Raw genomic sequence first — 17,567 nt, forward strand, 5'->3', positions numbered from 1 at the left:
ACCTTGTCGTCAGTGAATGACGATGAAGGTGGCTTCTCTTCGTGTAACTATATTAATTAAATGCTAATGATAAAGTGAACTTACTCCATTGCTGTAGAAGTGCCGTTATGGCGCCGGATTGCAGACGGGAAATAACCAATCTGAACGGCGTAGTCTAACATGGCGGAGATGAAGCGATCATCTGTTTTCGCACATGAGATTCCGGCAGGTTCCACATAAGCAGTTGTGACAGGGCAGGCATAGACATAAGCTGAATCTTTAGCACCGTCGCCTTCAAGCTGCGCAATAGCCAACTGAAGAGCTTCGGGCTCTTTGCTGATGTTTGCATCAAACAACCAACGTGTGTATTCCGCGAAAGATAGTGTTTCGACTGCATAACCAGCCCGATTCACAGAACGGATCAGTTCATCATAGCGGATTGGCTCTGGATTACAGATATGGAATACACGACCGGCTGTATCCTGACGCAAGGCCAGATGAACAATGGCTTCACTCGCATAATCGATAGGTGTAAAATCAACCATCCAGTCAGCAGCAGGAGCCTTGCCAAGCAATAACATCGCTTTGATCATACGATAGAAGGCGTTGCTGTCAATATTGGATTGGAAGCGTCCAGTCTCAGAGTGACAAGTGAGATTACCTGCACGATAGATGCTGACAGGTACACCTTCCTCTGCGGCAATCATGAGCACTTTCTCAGCTTCAAGCTTGCTGTCCGAATACAGGTTGTCCACATGCAAGTCAGCCGGGAAACGATCATATTGCAGGGAGGATTCCCACTGTCCGCTAAGTGCGAGATCTTCTGGAATACCCATCGTGGATACATGGTGGAATGAAGCCCCAGGTTTACTACGAATCAGATCCAGCAATGCGACCGTTCCAGCCACATTTGTTTTGGCGAATTGCTCAGCATCCCCGAAATGACGTACGTCTGCAGCACAGTGGATGACACGGTCAATTCGTTCCTGGACATAAGCCGTTTGATCAGCCGACAGACCAAGATTGGGTTGTTCGAGATCCCCTTCAATAATCTCCACGCGAGCTGAGAGTTGATCAGTTAGTTGTTTGCCGAAATAACCTTCCAGCACTTTAGTCAAACGTTCGATTGCAGTTATTCCATTGGATGGTCGACGAACCAGCGTGTAGATTCGTGTACTGGAATTCAGAATTAACTGTTGCAGCACATGAGAGCCCAGATAACCGGTCGCTCCGGTCAGTAACACATGCTCAGGTTCACGAATGACCGGATACCCTAACTGGGACGCCAGTTCCACAGGATGTTCGGATAATTGTGTGATCATGCCATCCATCACCGCTGAATGTGTAACTTCTGCTGTACTTTGAGACAGTACTCCAACACGACGAGCGAGAGCACGGACTGTTTTCTCGGCAAAGAAGTCGGCAATTTTCAGCTGTGGATAATGCGGCTTCAGAATGACCAGTACATGAATGACCCGGAGTGAATCACCACCTACATTGAAGAAGCTGTCTTCGACACCGAAGTCATCGTGCTGAAGAATTTCTTTCCATGCGTCCAGGATAATGGATTCCGTTTCCGTCTCAGGCATGACCCGATCAGGGCGATCTTCATGTCGTTCCACATGAGGCAGGGATACCATCGCTTTGCGATTGATTTTCCCAGTCGGAGCAATCGGCATTTCATCCAGCTGACAGATCCATTTTGGTACAAAATAAGAAGGCAGTTTTTCCGTCAGTTCTGCCTTGATATCCGCTACAGAAAGGGTGCTGCCATCTTTCGAAGTAAAGTAACCCACCAGCATATTTTGTCCGTCAGATTCTTTCTTCGGAATAACGGCAACGTTCTGGATCTGATCCAGACGCGCAAAGTGATCTTCAATCTCCCCGATCTCAATCCGGTGACCACGAATTTTTAGCTGTGAGTCACTGCGACCGACATATTCCAGTAGTCCAGTATCGAGCAATTTGGCAATATCGCCAGACTTGTAGATTTTCTCACCTATCGCAAACGGATTCTCAATGAATGCTTGCTCTGTACGTTCTGGCTGATTCAGATAACCTTTGGCCAGTGCAGGGGTAGAAATATATACCTCACCAGGCACACCTACCGGACAGAGCTGATGTTCTTCATTCACAATGTATACTTTGTAGTTATGAATCGGTTTACCGATAGGGATGTTCACCACATGTTCAGGAACCTGCTCACTGATGCGGTGAGTGGCTGTGGCTACCGTACATTCGGTAGGTCCGTACACATTAACAATATCAATCTGGTTCCCGAATTTGCGTTGGAAGGCGCGAACCTGTTCACCATAGAGAGCTTCTCCGGCTACAGTAATGATTCTGACTTTGGCCAACTTGTGGAAACCTTCATCAGATAAGTAGGAAGCAAGCTGATTGAAGAAAATCGTAGGCAGTATTGTAATAATGGTTGTTCCTGTCCGTTCAATTGCACTAGCGAATTCTTCAACAGATACACGTTCTTCCGCGGACAACAGATACAATTCTGCTCCATAGAACAAGGCGCCAATGGTATCCCACACAGATGCATCGAAGCTGTATGTAGCGAACTGGGTTAATACATCACCTGGTTGAATGTCACAATCACGCTGTACGACACTGCCAAGATTGGTTACACCCCGATGGGCAATCAGCGCACCTTTGGGCTTACCTGTTGAACCTGACGTATAGATGATATACGCAAGATCATCTGGCTGAATATCGAGATTGGGGTTGCTTGCTGCGAACCCGGCTAGACGACCATCCACAGCGAGAATCTGGCGGACAGTAGCTATACTGGAGAACAAGCTGGAAGCTTGGTCATAAGAAGCCTCCGTTGTCAGAACGAATGATGACGCCGTATCTTCCACAATATAACTGTTACGTTCTTGTGGATGCTCAGGGTCGATCGGAACATACGCACCACCTGCCTTTAGAATACCTAGCAGGGAGATGATGGTTTCCAGACTTCGATCCATAAAGATACTGACGAATTCACCTTTCTGCAATCCATTGGATATTAGAACACGTGCCACCTGATTAGCTCGTTCATTCAATTCTCTGTACGTATAACTTGTAGATGGCGATGTAATCGCTGGCGAATCCGGATATGCTGCTGCCGTTTCTTCGAACCAGCCATGAACCGTCTGATTCGCTGGTTCGAGAACGGAAGTATCATTCATTTCACGGTACAGCAATCGATCTGAGGCGGAAAGTATATCCACCGCACCGATGGTTTTGTCACTGTCACGCACGAGGGCGAGTAGAAGAGTCTGATAGTATTCTGCATATCTCAGCACGGTAGATTCTTTCAACAGTGAACTATCATAGAACAGATCGAGAATGAGCAAGTTCTGATCATCTCGAACGTTCCAATTCAATATTTGTGGAGCTTGAGGCAACTGTACACTATTCAGCATAAACAACGTTTCAGGATATCCACCGGTTTGCAGCGTGTAATCAATCTTGAGCTGCTCTGAAGCCTGATGACATAGTTCGCCAAAGGTCAATTTGCCTTGAATCTGTAATGAGAGATAGGAAGCTGCCTGATCGGGAGCTAGCACACCTATGGCAAGTTCCTGTTCAGCTGACAATCGGAATAACAAGGCTGCATAAGCTGAGAGGAGTACCGGGTACACCATCTGTTCTCCAAACTTCTGTTTAAGATCACGACTCAGAGAAGCATGTAATGTAATTTGAGCAGATTGATAAGAGAATGATTGTTGACGTCGCCCGAAATCCAGTGGAATCTGCAGAACCGGCAAGCTAGATTCCATGGAATGGGAAGATGATGATTGGTTTTCAATCACTTCAGTTATTCCTCCTTGGTTCAAACCGAATGTTTGTGGATTTGAATTATTGTTTGCTTACATTAAAATGAGAGATCAGTTCCTGGAGTTCCTCAGACATGCTATTAAGGCGTGTGGAGGAGTCTACCAGTGTAATCAAAGATGCTTTTTGCTCATCAACAGATGAGGAGATTTGTTCACTGCTATTTGCTGTTTTACTTACGCTTGAAGACAAGTCATCTGCTGTAGCGGTCATTTCCTCCGTACCTGCAGAGATTTCTTCTGTTGCGCTTGAAACTTCCTGAATCTGATTAGACACTTTTTTCGCTGCTTCTAAAATATCCTCAAACAATTGTCCTGTTTGATCGGCTACGCTGAGCCCTGTATCTACTTCTGACGTACCTTGTTCCATAGCACGTACAGCTTGTTTAATTCCAGCTTGAATCTCTTGGATCAATACGCCAACCTGGCTGGTCGCTTGTTCAGACTGCTCGGCAAGTTTGCGTACTTCACCTGCGACAACTGCAAATCCTCTTCCTTCTTCACCGACACGTGCTGCTTCAATGGATGCATTAAGGGCAAGCAAGTTCGTTTGGCTTGAGATTCCCGAGATAATATTCAGAATATCGCCAATTTCCTGTGAACGACTCTCTAGAACCTCAATGGCAGAAGCGGTATTCTTAACCGATTCCGTAATCAGATTCATCTGCTCAGATACCTGACGGACAACGCTGTTACCTTGTTGTGAACGACGTTCCATCTCATAGGCTTCATCCGCTACACTTGCGGAGCTGCTGGCAATTGTCTGGATTACAGTAGCCATCTCGGACATGGCACGTGCACTATCACGGGTTGCCTGTTCCTGTGAACGAATGTTGGATGTGATTTGGGTAACATTGTTATTGATAGAATCTGCATTTTCACTGTTACGTTCAGAAACTTCATATAGTTCTTTGGCCGATTGATTCACTTCTTGTGATGTAATTTGCACTTTTACGATAGTATCGTTGATTTTGCGAACCATCGTGTTGAACTTCTCGTTAACGAGTCCCAGATCGTCCTTGCCTGTCGGAATGTTGACATTCAAATTACCCCGACTTACGTCATCAATTCCTTTGATCAAGTGACGGATAGGGGAAAGTGTGTTTTTAACCACAAGGTATTGGATAATCAGGAATAATAGCAAGAAAGCCACCAAGATGATAATTCCGTTCTTGAGCAAGGAGTTCAGTCCTGCCGGTACGGCTGTTGCATCTGCATCGATGGCAAAATAGGAGAATATTTTTCCGTTGCTGTCTTTAATTGGATATGCAATGGTTGTCCATGTTCCGAAATCATCAGAATAGAACGTTGTGAATGTTGGACGATCCGTATTGAGCATTTCTTTCAGTGCATTGGCTACAACGACTGGCTGCTCATACATGTCACCGATATTTACGTTCTCACTTTGAAAAGCTTCTCTTAGGTTGGTCGGCATTGCTACAAGCGAAGTTAATCTCTTGTTATCGCCACCGAGTTCAACACCGAAGATGTAGGCTTGTGCAATGTTAGGATAATATTCTTGCATTTCATCGAAATACGCTCGTAATTTTGTTTGTGTCGCTCCATCATAGCTGCCTTCCGCAATAGCAGCTTGTACTTCGGTGGGATTGATATCTTCAGCCCACTTTTTGGTAATTTGTTCCACCTGTCCATGTAGCTGATCAACCAGAACTGTTTTTTGAAAATAGTAACTGCTTGCAATCAGTGCTACCCCGATGATAATGATATTGGTAAATGAGAGTAACAAGTTTTTGGAGAAAAACGACATGCTTTTCCAACTTAATGATTTCACTAAATTCCACTCCTGATCTTCTTTAAATTAAGAAACTTTAGGGTTGCTTTGGTACAGTGAACTAGATCATTCCGTGATCCCCTCCAAAAGGAAATTTATGCGACCATGGTCTTGGTTTATTAGTCGCTTTCGTAGAGACTTATGTACCGTATGAACCATAGGTGTCTAAATATTAAAACACATCTATAATTAATATGTCGTATAAAATGTCGTTAAATTGAATAGTATCGTTAAATTTTTTTTAATATTTTACGTATTTATGGACATATCAGACGAATTATAGGTATTTAGAACTGTTTATTTAAAAATTTCCCATTTTTTAGCTCCATTCTGTATTCTATAACATGGTGGGTAAAAATACATCCTTAAACATTGGAAAAAATAAGATGCAAAGATGCAACAGAAGGCACGGATATACATCGGAAGCGGTTTTATCTATAATAACTACATATGCATTTCTCAAATTATGAGCAGGCGGGGGTTTATAGATGAATCTTAAACAGATAGCAGCGGAGCGTGCGGCAGAATATGTTGAAGATGGCATGAAGGTTGGATTGGGTACAGGTTCAACAGCTTATTATGCCATCTGCCGAATTGGTGAGCGGGTACGCGATGGCTTGAATATTCAAGCGGTTGCCACTTCGGAAGCTTCGGACAAGCTTGCACGGGAATGGGGTATTCCCATTGTTCCATTTGACCAGATTGGTCGTCTGGATCTGACCATTGATGGCGCAGATGAAGTAGATCCCGAATTTAACCTGATTAAAGGTGGCGGCGGGGCTCTTTTGCGTGAAAAAATCGTGGCGGCCAATAGTGACAAATTAATTATTGTAGCGGATGGCAGCAAAGCAGTGCAAAAGTTGGGTAAATTCCCGTTGCCAGTTGAGGTTGTTCCATTTGCTTCAGAGTGGACCTTCCAGGCGCTCGAAAAACTGGGGTGTCAACCACAGTGGCGGATGGATGGAGAGCGGCGTTACCTGACAGACAATGGAAACCTGATCGCGGATTGCCATATGGAAGCGATTGATCATGCTGCGGACCTGAATGTTCAACTGAACATGTTACCGGGTGTAGTTGATAATGGACTATTTGTTGATATGGCAAGCACAGTCATTCTTGCTAATGCGGACGGTAGTATCGAAGAACTTCATCGTTCTTAATACGGAGGAGGGTGCTTTGCATCGTATGAAAGAACTACCACTCGTCGATGGTGAACTTGTTCTTCGGTGTGCGGAGAACAAGGATCTGAAAGAACTCTATGAATTGATCTACAGTGATGACGTACCTGAATGGAAGCAATGGGATGCACCCTATTACCCACTCAAACACGAAAGTTATGAAAGTTTCGAACAAGGCATGTTGAAACGTATGAATGTTGATCCAAGTGATTCCAAACCGGTATCGATCCGCATCATTGAATCCGACAAACAAATTGTAGGCACGATCAGCTATTATATAGAAGATGAGTCATCCATGTGGCTGGAAATGGGGATTGTAATATACAGATCTGCCCAGAGGGGACGCGGGATTGGCACACGTTCACTTGTCATGTGGTCAAGTCATTTGTTTGAACATCTGCCTTTGGTTCGGGTTGGATTGACTACTTGGTCCGGTAATGAACGAATGATGCGTGCGGCTGTAAAAGCCGGATTACAGGTGGAGGGGCGAATGCGGAAGTGTCGTATCGTTCGCGGGGAGTGGGAGCAGAAGCTGTCCTCTAATGCGAGCCGAAATGTAAACAACTGATGGAGGATTATTGAAATGCTGAACACGGAGGACAACCGGGAGCTGTCGTTACAATTATTCGTGGTTCTTGTTCGGGCCTACAATTCTGTGACCTCACGTTCCAATCGGGACATCCAGAGTCACGGACTGAATACGACAGAATTTGGTGTGCTTGATTTGTTATATCATAAGGGACCACAGGCTTTGCAAAAGATCGGTGAAAAGGTGTTAATGTCCAGTGGTAATATTACGTATGTAGTCGATAAGTTGCAGAATAAAAATCTGCTGTTTCGTCGGCCATCCAAGGAAGATCGGCGTGTTATTTACGCTGAATTAACCGAGGAAGGAAGGCAATTGTTTACAGAGATATTTCCTCAACATCATCAGGTTATCATTGATGCTTTGGAAGGGCTTGACCCTTCCGAGAAAGTGGATGCGATTAAGATGTTGAAGAAGCTGGGACTGGCAGCAGAAGGGAAAACTGACTTGCGTTCATAACGCAGGTCAGTTTTTTTGTGTAACTCGAAAAGTATAGACATATACTGGCTGACTGACTTGCAAGGCCCTCCATAATATAGGAAGATTGTTCTATACAATATACGGTAAAATACATGATCATCAAAAGTTCATGTATAATGGAACAGGACGATTAAGAGCGGAATGGATGGATTGGATCAAGTGGAAGAACCTATCCCGATTGTAAGTTAGTTAACATTGATCTCATTCTGGATTAGTTACGAATGATGATGCAATGTGATGCGGGTAGAGGAGGGGTGCATCTATGAGTCATCAAGAAGCAGGAGAACGTTTACTCCAGGAATCGGGGAACTTAGCTGATAAAATAACGGAGAAACAGTATCTCAGACAACCCGATTTACTTGAGCGATTTGGTGAGAACGGAAAAATGCGAACCAAACAAGATTCGCAGTATAGCTTGAACTATTTGGCAGAAAGTGCGCTCGTACAGAGTCCAGGCCTATTTACTCATTACATTGCCTGGCTGAAAGTTCTGCTTGAAGGTTATCAGGTATCACAAGAAGACCTGGCAATTAATCTCAATCTGATCAAAGAGACATTGGAAGAAGAATTTGACCATCCGTCAAAGGCGCTTCTGCTCGATTATCTGGAGATGGGAATATATAGAACAACACAAATGGAGTCACAGGCGGGTTATATCAACGAATCTATGCCATATGGAGAGGCCGCACAATCGTACTTGCAGTGTTTGCTTGAGAATAAAAGGAAAGAAGCCTTTGAGATCATTGAAGCTCAGTTAGAGGCTGGGGTGACGATTCGTGATATTTATCGTTATATCTTTCAGCCCACCCAATATGAAGTGGGGCGATTGTGGCAATGCCATCGGATCAGTGTGGGGCAAGAACACTTTTGTACGGCAGCGACCCAGTCATTCATATCACGTCTCTATTCTCGCTGGTTGATTCATACGGGTCAGGATAAAAGGTTAGTTGCCACCTGTGTAGGCAGTGAACAACATGAGATCGGACTGCGTATGCTCACAGATGTGTTCGAGATGGAAGGCTGGGATACGCACTATCTGGGAGCCAATGTCCCCAATGGAAGTGTAGTAGAGGCCATAGAACGACATCAAGGCGATGTGGTTGCGATTTCAGTTACGATGACGTACCACCTTCATCTGGCCAAAGAATTGATTCATCTGATTCGTCATCATCCGTCAACGGCACATGTGAAGATTATGGTTGGGGGATATCCCTTTAATATTGATCAGGAGTTGTGGAAAACGATAGGAGCCGACGGTTATGCTCCGGGAGCCGATGAGGCAGTTGCGGTTGCAGAACAATTATTGGCGCAGCCAGCTACATGTAATCATCTAGACATGGTTAGGGATTAGGAGAGGGATGATGTGTTGTCTAATGAGAATGGAGAGATACAGAGGCTACGCAGAACGATTGAGCAGTTATCGGATCAGATGATCCGGAGCAAAGAGCAAGAGGAACGGACGCTTGCGGAATTCTCGGATATGAATAATGAACTGGTGACACTCCAGCGTCTGCTTGCGAAGAACAATAACAGTCTTGAAGCTGCACGTCAGCAAGCAGTAGATGCAGGGGAATCCAAAAGCGCATTTATTGCAGGCATCAGTCATGATTTTCGTACGCCATTAAATGGCATATTGGGGATGGCGGAGATGCTTAAGCTGTCTCCGTTGTCTGAAGAACAGGAGAATTCGGTTTCCGTTATACAGGATGCTGCCAGACTACTGCTTAAGCTGATTCAGGATCTTCTGGATGTGTCCAAACTTGAGGCAGGTCAGATGCAACTTGAACTTGGAGAAGTGCATCTGCAAGAGTCGATCAATTATATTGTTCGTTTGCTCGACCCCCAAGTCAGAAAGAACGGAAATCAGTTATCGGTAGATTGTGACCCCAGAATCTCTTCTCCTCTTGAAGGGGATTCAACGAGAATTACACAGATTTTGATCAATCTAATTCAGAATGCAAACAAATTCACATCAGAAGGCTCTGTAGGGATACGAGTGGCTCTTGTTAAAGATGATGAGAGTACACAAACGATTCGATTTGAAATTGAAGACACGGGCATTGGTATTTCGGAAGAAGATCAGACCCGACTATTTCAACCTTATATGCAGACAAAACGAGGACGTTCGAGGGAGTATGAAGGAACAGGTCTTGGACTATCGATCTGCAGATCGCTTGTTGTCCTCATGGAAGGTCAGATTGGAGTGGACAGTATAGAGGGTGAAGGATCAACATTCTGGTTCGAACTTGTACTGGGCAAGAAACACGATAACCAGTCCGTTCACGAGTTTAGCACATCTGCGTCTCAGGAGATTCAGGGTCAACCTGTACGTGATGAAGCCCCTTCCGTATCTGTCTTGCTGGCCGATGATAATGTCATTAACCGGCAACTTGTGATGTTGCAGCTCAAAAAACTGGGAATTACCCAAGTGGATGCCGTCTTAAATGGGGAAGAGGCAGTAGCTGCTTTTCTCAGCAAAAAATACAGTTTGATTCTCATGGATTATATGATGCCACTAATGGACGGCTTGGAAGCAACACGCAAAATCCGCTCGATAGAAATGGATGAAATGCGTCATATCACGCCAATCATCGCAATGACTGGTAATGTCATGCAAGGAGAGAAAGACAAGTGTAGGGAAGCTGGGATGAATGACTTCATTGGCAAACCGTTTACGCTCGAGATTCTGAGTACAATGATCCAGAAGTGGCAGCAATCGGCTGAACCTACAGAGGTGCTGAATATGAGCATCGTGCATGAGATTGCGGAATTAAACACCGATGGTGGTCGTACACTCCTCGGTATGTTATTGGACATGTATCGTACAGACACCCCTGGCAAGATCGAAGTGTTGCGCAGACATATTGTCTCAGGGGACCATACTGCTGCAAGGGAGGTAGCACATGATTTGAAATCAGGGAGTTTGAGTCTGGGAATTCGTTATCTAGCGACTTTATTCTCTCAGATCGAGCAGTTCGCGAAGGAAGGCCAGTCGCGTAAAGCAGAACCGTTGCTCGACGCTTTGCTTCCCGCGTATCAAACGGCATGTGCTGCGCTGCAACGAGTAAGTAAAGATTGATCACATCTTAAGCTAGGAAAGAAAGGTAGGGCACGTTCATGTTATTCTACGTACTTGCGGCACTGATCTTGATCGTTCTTGCTCTTCTGTGGGCAGGAGGGCTCTACTTTTTCAAAACTGCCATTCGGCGTACGCCCAAAACGTTTTTGGTGGACAACCCAAATCTGATGCCAGAACCGGACAATGAAATTATCAGCAGTGCTGCTGACCTAAAGTGGCTGGATGCTCAGCCTGCAGAAGAGATATCTATTCAATCGCATGATGGATTAAAACTGCACGGTACATGGCTTAGTTCCAATAGCGGGTCAGATCAGACGGTTATTCTGGCACATGGTTATTCGGGGAAAGGCAGAGAGATGGCCGGATTTGCCCGATTCTATGGGAAGAAGCATGGATATAACGTGTTAATGCCGGATGATCGGGGTCATGGACAGAGCGAAGGTGACATTATTGGTTTCGGCTGGTTAGATCGGAAGGATTATGTCCAGTGGACCAACTGGGTGCTTGAAAAAGTGGGGACACAAGGAGAAATCGTATTGCACGGCATATCCATGGGAGGAGCAACCGTACTGATGACAGGTGGTGAAGCCCTGCCGATTCAGGTTAAAGCGATTGTCTCTGACTGTGCGTATACATCTGTGGAAGAAGAACTGACGTTCCAGTTGAAGCAATTATACAAGCTTCCTGCATTTCCTTTTATCCCTGTCACCAGTCTGATCTCCAGATGGAAAGCAGGATATTCCTTCAAAGAGGCATCCGCTCTCAAACAACTTGCCAAAGTCAACGTGCCTGTGCTGTTCATCCATGGTGAGGCCGATACGTTCGTACCAACGGAAATGGTGTACAGGTTGTATGAAGCTTGCCCAACCGAAAAGGAATTGCTGACCGTTCCCCGTGCGGGTCATGGTACAGCGTTTCAAGTCGATCGTACTGGATATGAAGCGGTAGTGGAATCCTTCTTAGAAAAGAACCTTTCACCTTCGAACTTCGTATCCGAAAGTTCAGAAGCCAAGTGAAACCGTGACATTGAGCCGTTAATTGAACTGAATCTGTCCACAGCTGAGGCGATCGCGACGATTGAAGAAGCAAAGTATGATGAACCAACACAGTTTCGTTGTGAACTGCTTCGTTTTGCTGTACAAAAGCAATAAACTCTCTGCCGGGACCTAGTAATAGCCCGGCACTCTTATTGTTCCGTTGGGAAGGGGATTAGTTAAGAATGAATACATACGTGATTGGGATGGATGGAGGAGGAAGCCACACGCGTGTGGCTGTCGCCGATCAGAACGGGAAGCTTTTATCCTATGTGCAAAAGGGTGGTTGCAACCGTTATCACGATACCCGTGCTGAGCAAAATGTGCTGGAAGGTATCGCTGAAGCCATAACCAAGGCTGGGCTCAAGCCAGACCAGATCGCCTCTATTCAAGCAGGCATGGCAGGTCTGGATCGGTCTGAAGATACGGTTTGGGCTGAAACCTTACTTGCTCGAACGGAGATTACTGGCAGAATCAGTGCAGTAAATGATACGCATATCGCACATACTGCGGCTTTCGACGGTGAGCCGGGTATTGTCGCTATTGGAGGTACAGGTTCTCTGATCCTTGGCAGGACGGAACGGGGCGCTTGGCTCCGCAACGATCAGTTTGGTCATTATGCGCCGACAGCAGCACGTTTTCTGGCTTACGACACGGTTCATTCCATACTGGCAGGACGTTATGAGTCGCAGGATCAAGAATGGATTGAGCAGGTTTTAACGTATTGGCATGTAAGCTCGATCCGGGAGCTTGCTGCGCTGGGAGTGTCTGGTTTTGCTGAAAATAAACAGGCTACCAATCGGAGGTTTGGGAAAATGGCACCTTTGGTGACTGAAGCAGCTGCCCGGAATATTCCCCTCGCGGTTAGGGTATGTGACTCTGCTGCCGATACGGCTGTTGTCGGTATCCTCATGCTGGCATGCTGTTTCAATCAGCCAACAGTGTCTATCGCACTTACCGGAAGCTGTCTGAATTCACCGTACATGGTGGAGGCTGTTCAGAAAGGACTTGATGCTGCCTATAGGCCCGAAGGGAAAAAAATCCAATACATAACAAGCAACTTGCCGGCAGTTGGCGGTGCACTGTTGGATGCCTATCATTTGGCGCAGATCAACGTATCGGATAACATCCCGACAGTGCTTCAATCGGAGCTGAATCGTTATACGACTTGAACTTTGAGAGGCTAACGACTACAATACGATAACGGAAACAAGCAAGGTATAGGAGGAATAAAGGTGTTAATTAATTTGAAATCACGCATAGAAGAGCCGGTAGTACAGGAGCTGTTATCTTACTCGGTCTTTCCTGACCCGGATCATCTGAAACGTGCGTTAAAACAATATGTAGAGAATGACGAACTGTATCTGGCCGGATACGAAGCAGAGGAGCAATTGATCGGTCTGATCGGTTATGAGCATACTGGCTCAAGCGAGATCACCATCCACCATATAGCCATTCTGCCGGAGAACCGCTTCAAAAATTATGGTCGGGGCATGATTTCACAATTGCTGGAGAAATACAATCCCGACACATTGATAGCAGAGACGGATCTGGAGGCCGTGGAGTTTTATCGGAATACGGGATTCGTCGTATATAGTCTGGGCGAACTGTATCCAGGTGTGGAGCGGTTCCGTTGTGTGCTTGAAAAAGAGGAAGATACAGACGAAGAGTAACGCGAACGCAGTCTCTACTGTCTGACATAGAAAACCGATTATCATTAAAGCAGGATGTTGGATTTGGCAATGAGCTGAGTCGGACGTCCTGTTTTTTTTGTCGTTTTCATCAAAAAAGCAGGAAAAAAGTATTGCTTTAAGAGATTGTTTCATTATAGAATAGTTTCACAGAAGAATAGTTCGTTAAGTGAACTATATGTATTTGGAAAGGAGAATGAAGAATGAGCACACCCGATGCTGGAAGTTTGGTTAACCGCTATTTGGATGCTTCTTTCCTGGTAACCAAACGGTTTGATACCCAGATACGTGAACGTGTAGGACAGATTTTGACGATGGATCAGTTCTGTTCACTTCGACTCATTAATGAGAAGCAGTCTTGTACGCCCTCTGATCTGGCAGATCTTCTGTGCATAGGCAAGAGCAGCATTACTGCTTTGGTCAACAAGTTGGTGGATCGTGATCTGGTTCATCGGGCCGGAGATGAACGTGACCGCAGAGTTGTGTATTTGACTCTGACAGAGACTGGAAGAGAAGTGTACAGGGAAACAGAACAGGAAATACAGCAGATTCTGGAGCCATATCTGGTTCATTTTACACCAGAAGAGGTTCGTAATTTCATTGAATCATTTGAGAAGCTTGCAGCTTTGCTAACGCATGAAGGAGGACAGGAGAACGAATGAGAGCGATATTGAAAGCACGATGGTGGTTAATGGGGCTATGGGTTGTTGTAGCTGCCGTATTAATGTTTACCGCCCCTAACATGAGTGAACTGATTCGGGAGAAAGGACAGATTTCGGTTCCTGAAGGATACTCTTCGACCAAGGCATCAGCGATTTTGGATGAAGCTGCAGCACAAAAAGGAGAACAGCAGGGCAGCCAGATTGCCCTTGTATTCTATAATCCCGATGGTCTGGGTACCTCGGGGAAACAAGAGGCAGAGAAGGCCATTAAGCAATTGGAGGCCGATAAGGAGAAGCTCGGCATTCTGTCCATTCTGGAACCTTTCTCTCAGCCTGAATTGTCCGAGAAGATGATCTCGGCTGACGGCAAAACGATTCTAACATCGCTATCCATTAATCAGGGCGATCGAACAGTCAAGGAAATGCGGGAAGACCTGAATGAGGCATTGAAGTCCGTCAATGTGGAGCATTACATAACCGGTAAAGGTCTGATTGACGAGGATACCATTGAAAGTTCCCAAGAGGGGCTCAAGAAATCGGAATATATTACAGTAGTCTTTATTTTACTCATTCTGTTCCTGGTATTCCGTTCGTTTGTAGCTCCGTTTGTACCACTGCTGACGGTAGGGATCAGTTACATTGTATCCCAACAGATTGTTGCATTCCTGGTGGATGGGCTCGACTTCCCGATATCCACGTTTACCCAGATCTTTATGGTCGCTGTTATGTTCGGGATTGGTACAGATTACTGCATTCTGCTGATCAGTCGGTTCAAGGAAGAACTGGCTCATCATGAGAATACGTGGGATGCTATCATTGCTACCTATCGTACTGCCGGTAAAACGGTACTCTTCTCCGCACTTGCCGTGCTGGTTGGATTCATTGCGATCGGTTTTGCCCAGTTTATTTTATACCGCTCTGCGGTTGCTGTGGCTGTTGGTATTGCAGTTATGATGCTTGCACTGGGAACTATTGTACCGTTCTTTATGGCTGTGCTTGGCAAAAAAATGTTCTGGCCATCGAAAGGTTCACTGGAACATGCCGAGAGCAAGATTTATGGTGCAGCTGGTCGCTTCTCGCTGAAACGTCCATGGGCTGCGCTGCTCATCGTGGCAGCTGTCTGTGTTCCACTTCTGGCAACCTACGATGGCAAACTGTCGTTCAACAGTCTGGATGAAATTGGGGAGAAATATGATTCAGTAAAAGCATTCAATATTATCTCCGACAGCTTCGGTCCGGGGGAATCACTTCCAAGTCAGATCGTCATTCAGAACGATGAAGCGATGGATAATGCGAAGTATATGGCCGTTGCTGAGAAAATTAGCCGGGAAGTAGAGAAAGTACCTGGGATCTCAGGTGTCCGCAGTATGACACGACCTACGGGTGATGAGATCAAAGATTTTGAAGTTACACAGCAAGTGGGAACATTATCGGATGGACTGGGAGAAGGCAAGACGGGTCTGGACAAAATCCGTGATGGTCTGAGTGAAGCCAGCAGTCAACTAAGTAAAAATGAACCACAGTTAAAAGAAGCTGCTGATGGAGCAGGTGAACTGACCAAAGGAACCACCCAGTTGCAATCGGGTATCACGCAACTCAGTGAGGGGCTTGGACAGATTGAAAAAGGTATCCGGGATGGTTCCGCAGGTGCGGGTGATTTGAAAGCAGGACTTCAGCAAGCCAAAACGAGCGCAGATCAACTCGCGCAGGCGAACAATCAGTTGCTTGAAGCCTATCGTCAGGCAGGAGCAGGAGTCGCTGCACTGGGCGATGGAACCCGAGAACTGGAGCAACAGCTGAACGGGGTTTCAACGGCTTTAACCAGTCTGTCTGAATCTTTCACAGCACTCGAAGAGCGTTATCCTGAGTTGCAGCAGGATGCGGACTACCAGCGTATCAAAGGTACGATTGGTGAAACAGGTTCGGGTACAGCGCAGCTCGCTCAAGGTTTGGGTCAGATTAAGACCAAGCTTGGAGAAGCCGCTGCTGGAATTAATCAGGCCAATGAAGGCTTTGCCTCCGCAGCAGCCGGACAGAAGGCTCTTGCCGATGGTCTAAGCCAGATTGTAACGGGAATCAGTCAGCTTGAGACAGGTCTGAAACAGGCCGCTGATGGTCAAGGAAAAGTGATTAAGGAGATACCTTCCATCCAGAACGGGCTTGGTCAGCTTCAAGGTGGACAGGAGAAAATCCAGCAAGGCTTCTCGGATCTGAGTGGTCAGCTGACACAATTAACAGATGGCCTGAATCAAAGTGTCGATGGTATTAAACAGGTATCCGGTGGACTGGATTCAGCGCAGGACTACCTGACGCAATTACAAAATTCACCGGATTCCGATCTGGCAGGCTGGTACGTTCCTGAAGAAGCCCTGAACAGCAAAGACTTCACACAGGTATTTGATACGTATCTGTCCCAAGACCGGAAGACGATGACGATTGATGTTATTTTCGCCGAAAATCCATACGGAACAGAAGCCATTGATCGTGTTCCTGACATTGAGGCGGCAGTACATCGTGCGGTACAGGGCAGTACGCTTGAAAAAGCCGATATTGCCGTAGGTGGGGTTACCAGTACGTTTGCAGATCTGCAGGAGATCTCAAATAACGACTATACACGTACTGTAATGCTGATGCTGGCGGGCACATTTATTATTCTGGTCGTGCTGCTTCGTTCCGTGATTATGCCATTGTATCTGATCGTTTCCTTATTACTGGCTTATTTCACATCGATGGCGGTAACCGAAGTGGTGTTTGTTAATATTCTCGGATTCGCAGGCATTAGCTGGGTTACTCCGTTCTTCGGATTTGTCATGCTAATTGCACTGGGTGTGGATTATAGCATCTTCCTGATGGACCGTTTCAATGAGAACAAAGGCATGAAGGTACAGGATGCGATGTTGTACGCCATGAAGAACATGGGAACCGTAATTCTATCCGCAGCCGTCATTCTGAGCGGTACATTTGCTGCCATGTATCCATCCGGTGTTCTCTCGATGATGCAGATTGCCACAGTAGTCCTTAGCGGACTGGTCTTGTACTCTCTGTTGTTCCTGCCATTCTTCGTCCCAGTGATGGTGAAGATGTTTGGCCGGGCCAACTGGTGGCCGTTCCCTAACAAGGAACAGGCGGATTCCGTTGATTCGGATCGGACCATAGGTATGTAATGCATTGCAATGGATTAGGCTCTGCCGCGTTATGCGGCAGGGCTTTTTCTTTTTTTTACCTCAACAGAAGAAGCACGGTCTTGTGCAAAAGA

12 protein-coding genes are annotated in these 17,567 nt (G+C 46.0%); 10 read left to right on the plus strand and 2 right to left on the minus strand.

The genetic code is table 11. The features are described from left to right. Nucleotides 1-80: 80 nt before the first annotated feature. Together PAHA3_RS04920 and PAHA3_RS04925 are read right to left on the minus strand one after the other, a co-directional pair. Nucleotides 81-3,755 carry a non-ribosomal peptide synthetase family protein gene (locus PAHA3_RS04920; protein ID WP_062835976.1) on the minus strand — a complete coding sequence of 1,225 codons (3,675 nt, stop codon included), beginning with the start codon at nucleotides 3,753-3,755 and terminating at the stop codon, nucleotides 81-83. Between the two features lie 79 nt (nucleotides 3,756-3,834). Continuing rightward, complete coding sequence (locus PAHA3_RS04925; protein ID WP_062835977.1) at nucleotides 3,835-5,577, minus strand: methyl-accepting chemotaxis protein; 1,743 nt, start codon at nucleotides 5,575-5,577, stop codon at nucleotides 3,835-3,837. A 512-nt stretch (nucleotides 5,578-6,089) separates the two neighbouring features. On the opposite strand from PAHA3_RS04925, the gene rpiA reads away from it, so the two are divergent. From rpiA to PAHA3_RS04975, 10 genes are all read left to right on the plus strand, one after another. Next, on the plus strand, nucleotides 6,090-6,761 hold the full coding sequence (gene rpiA / locus PAHA3_RS04930; protein ID WP_062833725.1) for a ribose-5-phosphate isomerase RpiA: 672 nt from the start codon (nucleotides 6,090-6,092) through the stop codon (nucleotides 6,759-6,761). 25 nt (nucleotides 6,762-6,786) lie between these two features. Beyond that, entirely contained in the window at nucleotides 6,787-7,347 is a 561-nt protein-coding gene (locus PAHA3_RS04935) for a GNAT family N-acetyltransferase (protein WP_235599370.1), read from the plus strand. A gap of 15 nt (nucleotides 7,348-7,362) precedes the next feature. Continuing rightward, a complete protein-coding gene (locus PAHA3_RS04940; RefSeq protein WP_062833727.1) occupies nucleotides 7,363-7,824 on the plus strand; it encodes a MarR family winged helix-turn-helix transcriptional regulator in 462 nt (153 codons plus the stop codon). 283 nt (nucleotides 7,825-8,107) lie between these two features. Next, nucleotides 8,108-9,196: a cobalamin B12-binding domain-containing protein gene (locus PAHA3_RS04945; RefSeq protein ID WP_062833728.1), complete on the plus strand. Its 1,089-nt coding sequence runs from the start codon at nucleotides 8,108-8,110 to the stop codon at nucleotides 9,194-9,196. A gap of 12 nt (nucleotides 9,197-9,208) precedes the next feature. After that, the gene (locus PAHA3_RS04950) at nucleotides 9,209-10,924 is read left to right on the plus strand and encodes an ATP-binding protein (RefSeq protein WP_062833729.1); all 1,716 of its coding nucleotides are present in this window, start codon (nucleotides 9,209-9,211) and stop codon (nucleotides 10,922-10,924) included. Between the two features lie 38 nt (nucleotides 10,925-10,962). Further along, a complete protein-coding gene (locus tag PAHA3_RS04955; protein ID WP_062833730.1) occupies nucleotides 10,963-11,940 on the plus strand; it encodes an alpha/beta hydrolase in 978 nt (325 codons plus the stop codon). 203 nt (nucleotides 11,941-12,143) lie between these two features. Next, nucleotides 12,144-13,130: an N-acetylglucosamine kinase gene (locus PAHA3_RS04960; protein ID WP_062833731.1), complete on the plus strand. Its 987-nt coding sequence runs from the start codon at nucleotides 12,144-12,146 to the stop codon at nucleotides 13,128-13,130. A gap of 63 nt (nucleotides 13,131-13,193) precedes the next feature. Further along, nucleotides 13,194-13,631, plus strand: a complete 438-nt coding sequence (locus PAHA3_RS04965; protein ID WP_062833732.1) for a GNAT family N-acetyltransferase — start codon at nucleotides 13,194-13,196, stop codon at nucleotides 13,629-13,631. Nucleotides 13,632-13,852: 221 nt separating this feature from the next. Continuing rightward, nucleotides 13,853-14,311, plus strand: a complete 459-nt coding sequence (locus PAHA3_RS04970) for a MarR family winged helix-turn-helix transcriptional regulator (RefSeq protein WP_062833733.1) — start codon at nucleotides 13,853-13,855, stop codon at nucleotides 14,309-14,311. After that, nucleotides 14,308-17,475 (plus strand): MMPL family transporter, encoded by a 3,168-nt coding sequence (locus PAHA3_RS04975; RefSeq protein ID WP_062833734.1) that lies wholly within the window; start codon nucleotides 14,308-14,310, stop codon nucleotides 17,473-17,475. The genes PAHA3_RS04970 and PAHA3_RS04975 overlap by 4 nt, the downstream gene beginning before the upstream one ends. Nucleotides 17,476-17,567: the final 92 nt, after the last annotated feature.

It is taken from the genome of Paenibacillus amylolyticus, assembly GCF_001570725.1.
GTDB classification, from domain to species: Bacteria; Bacillota; Bacilli; order Paenibacillales; family Paenibacillaceae; genus Paenibacillus; species Paenibacillus amylolyticus_A.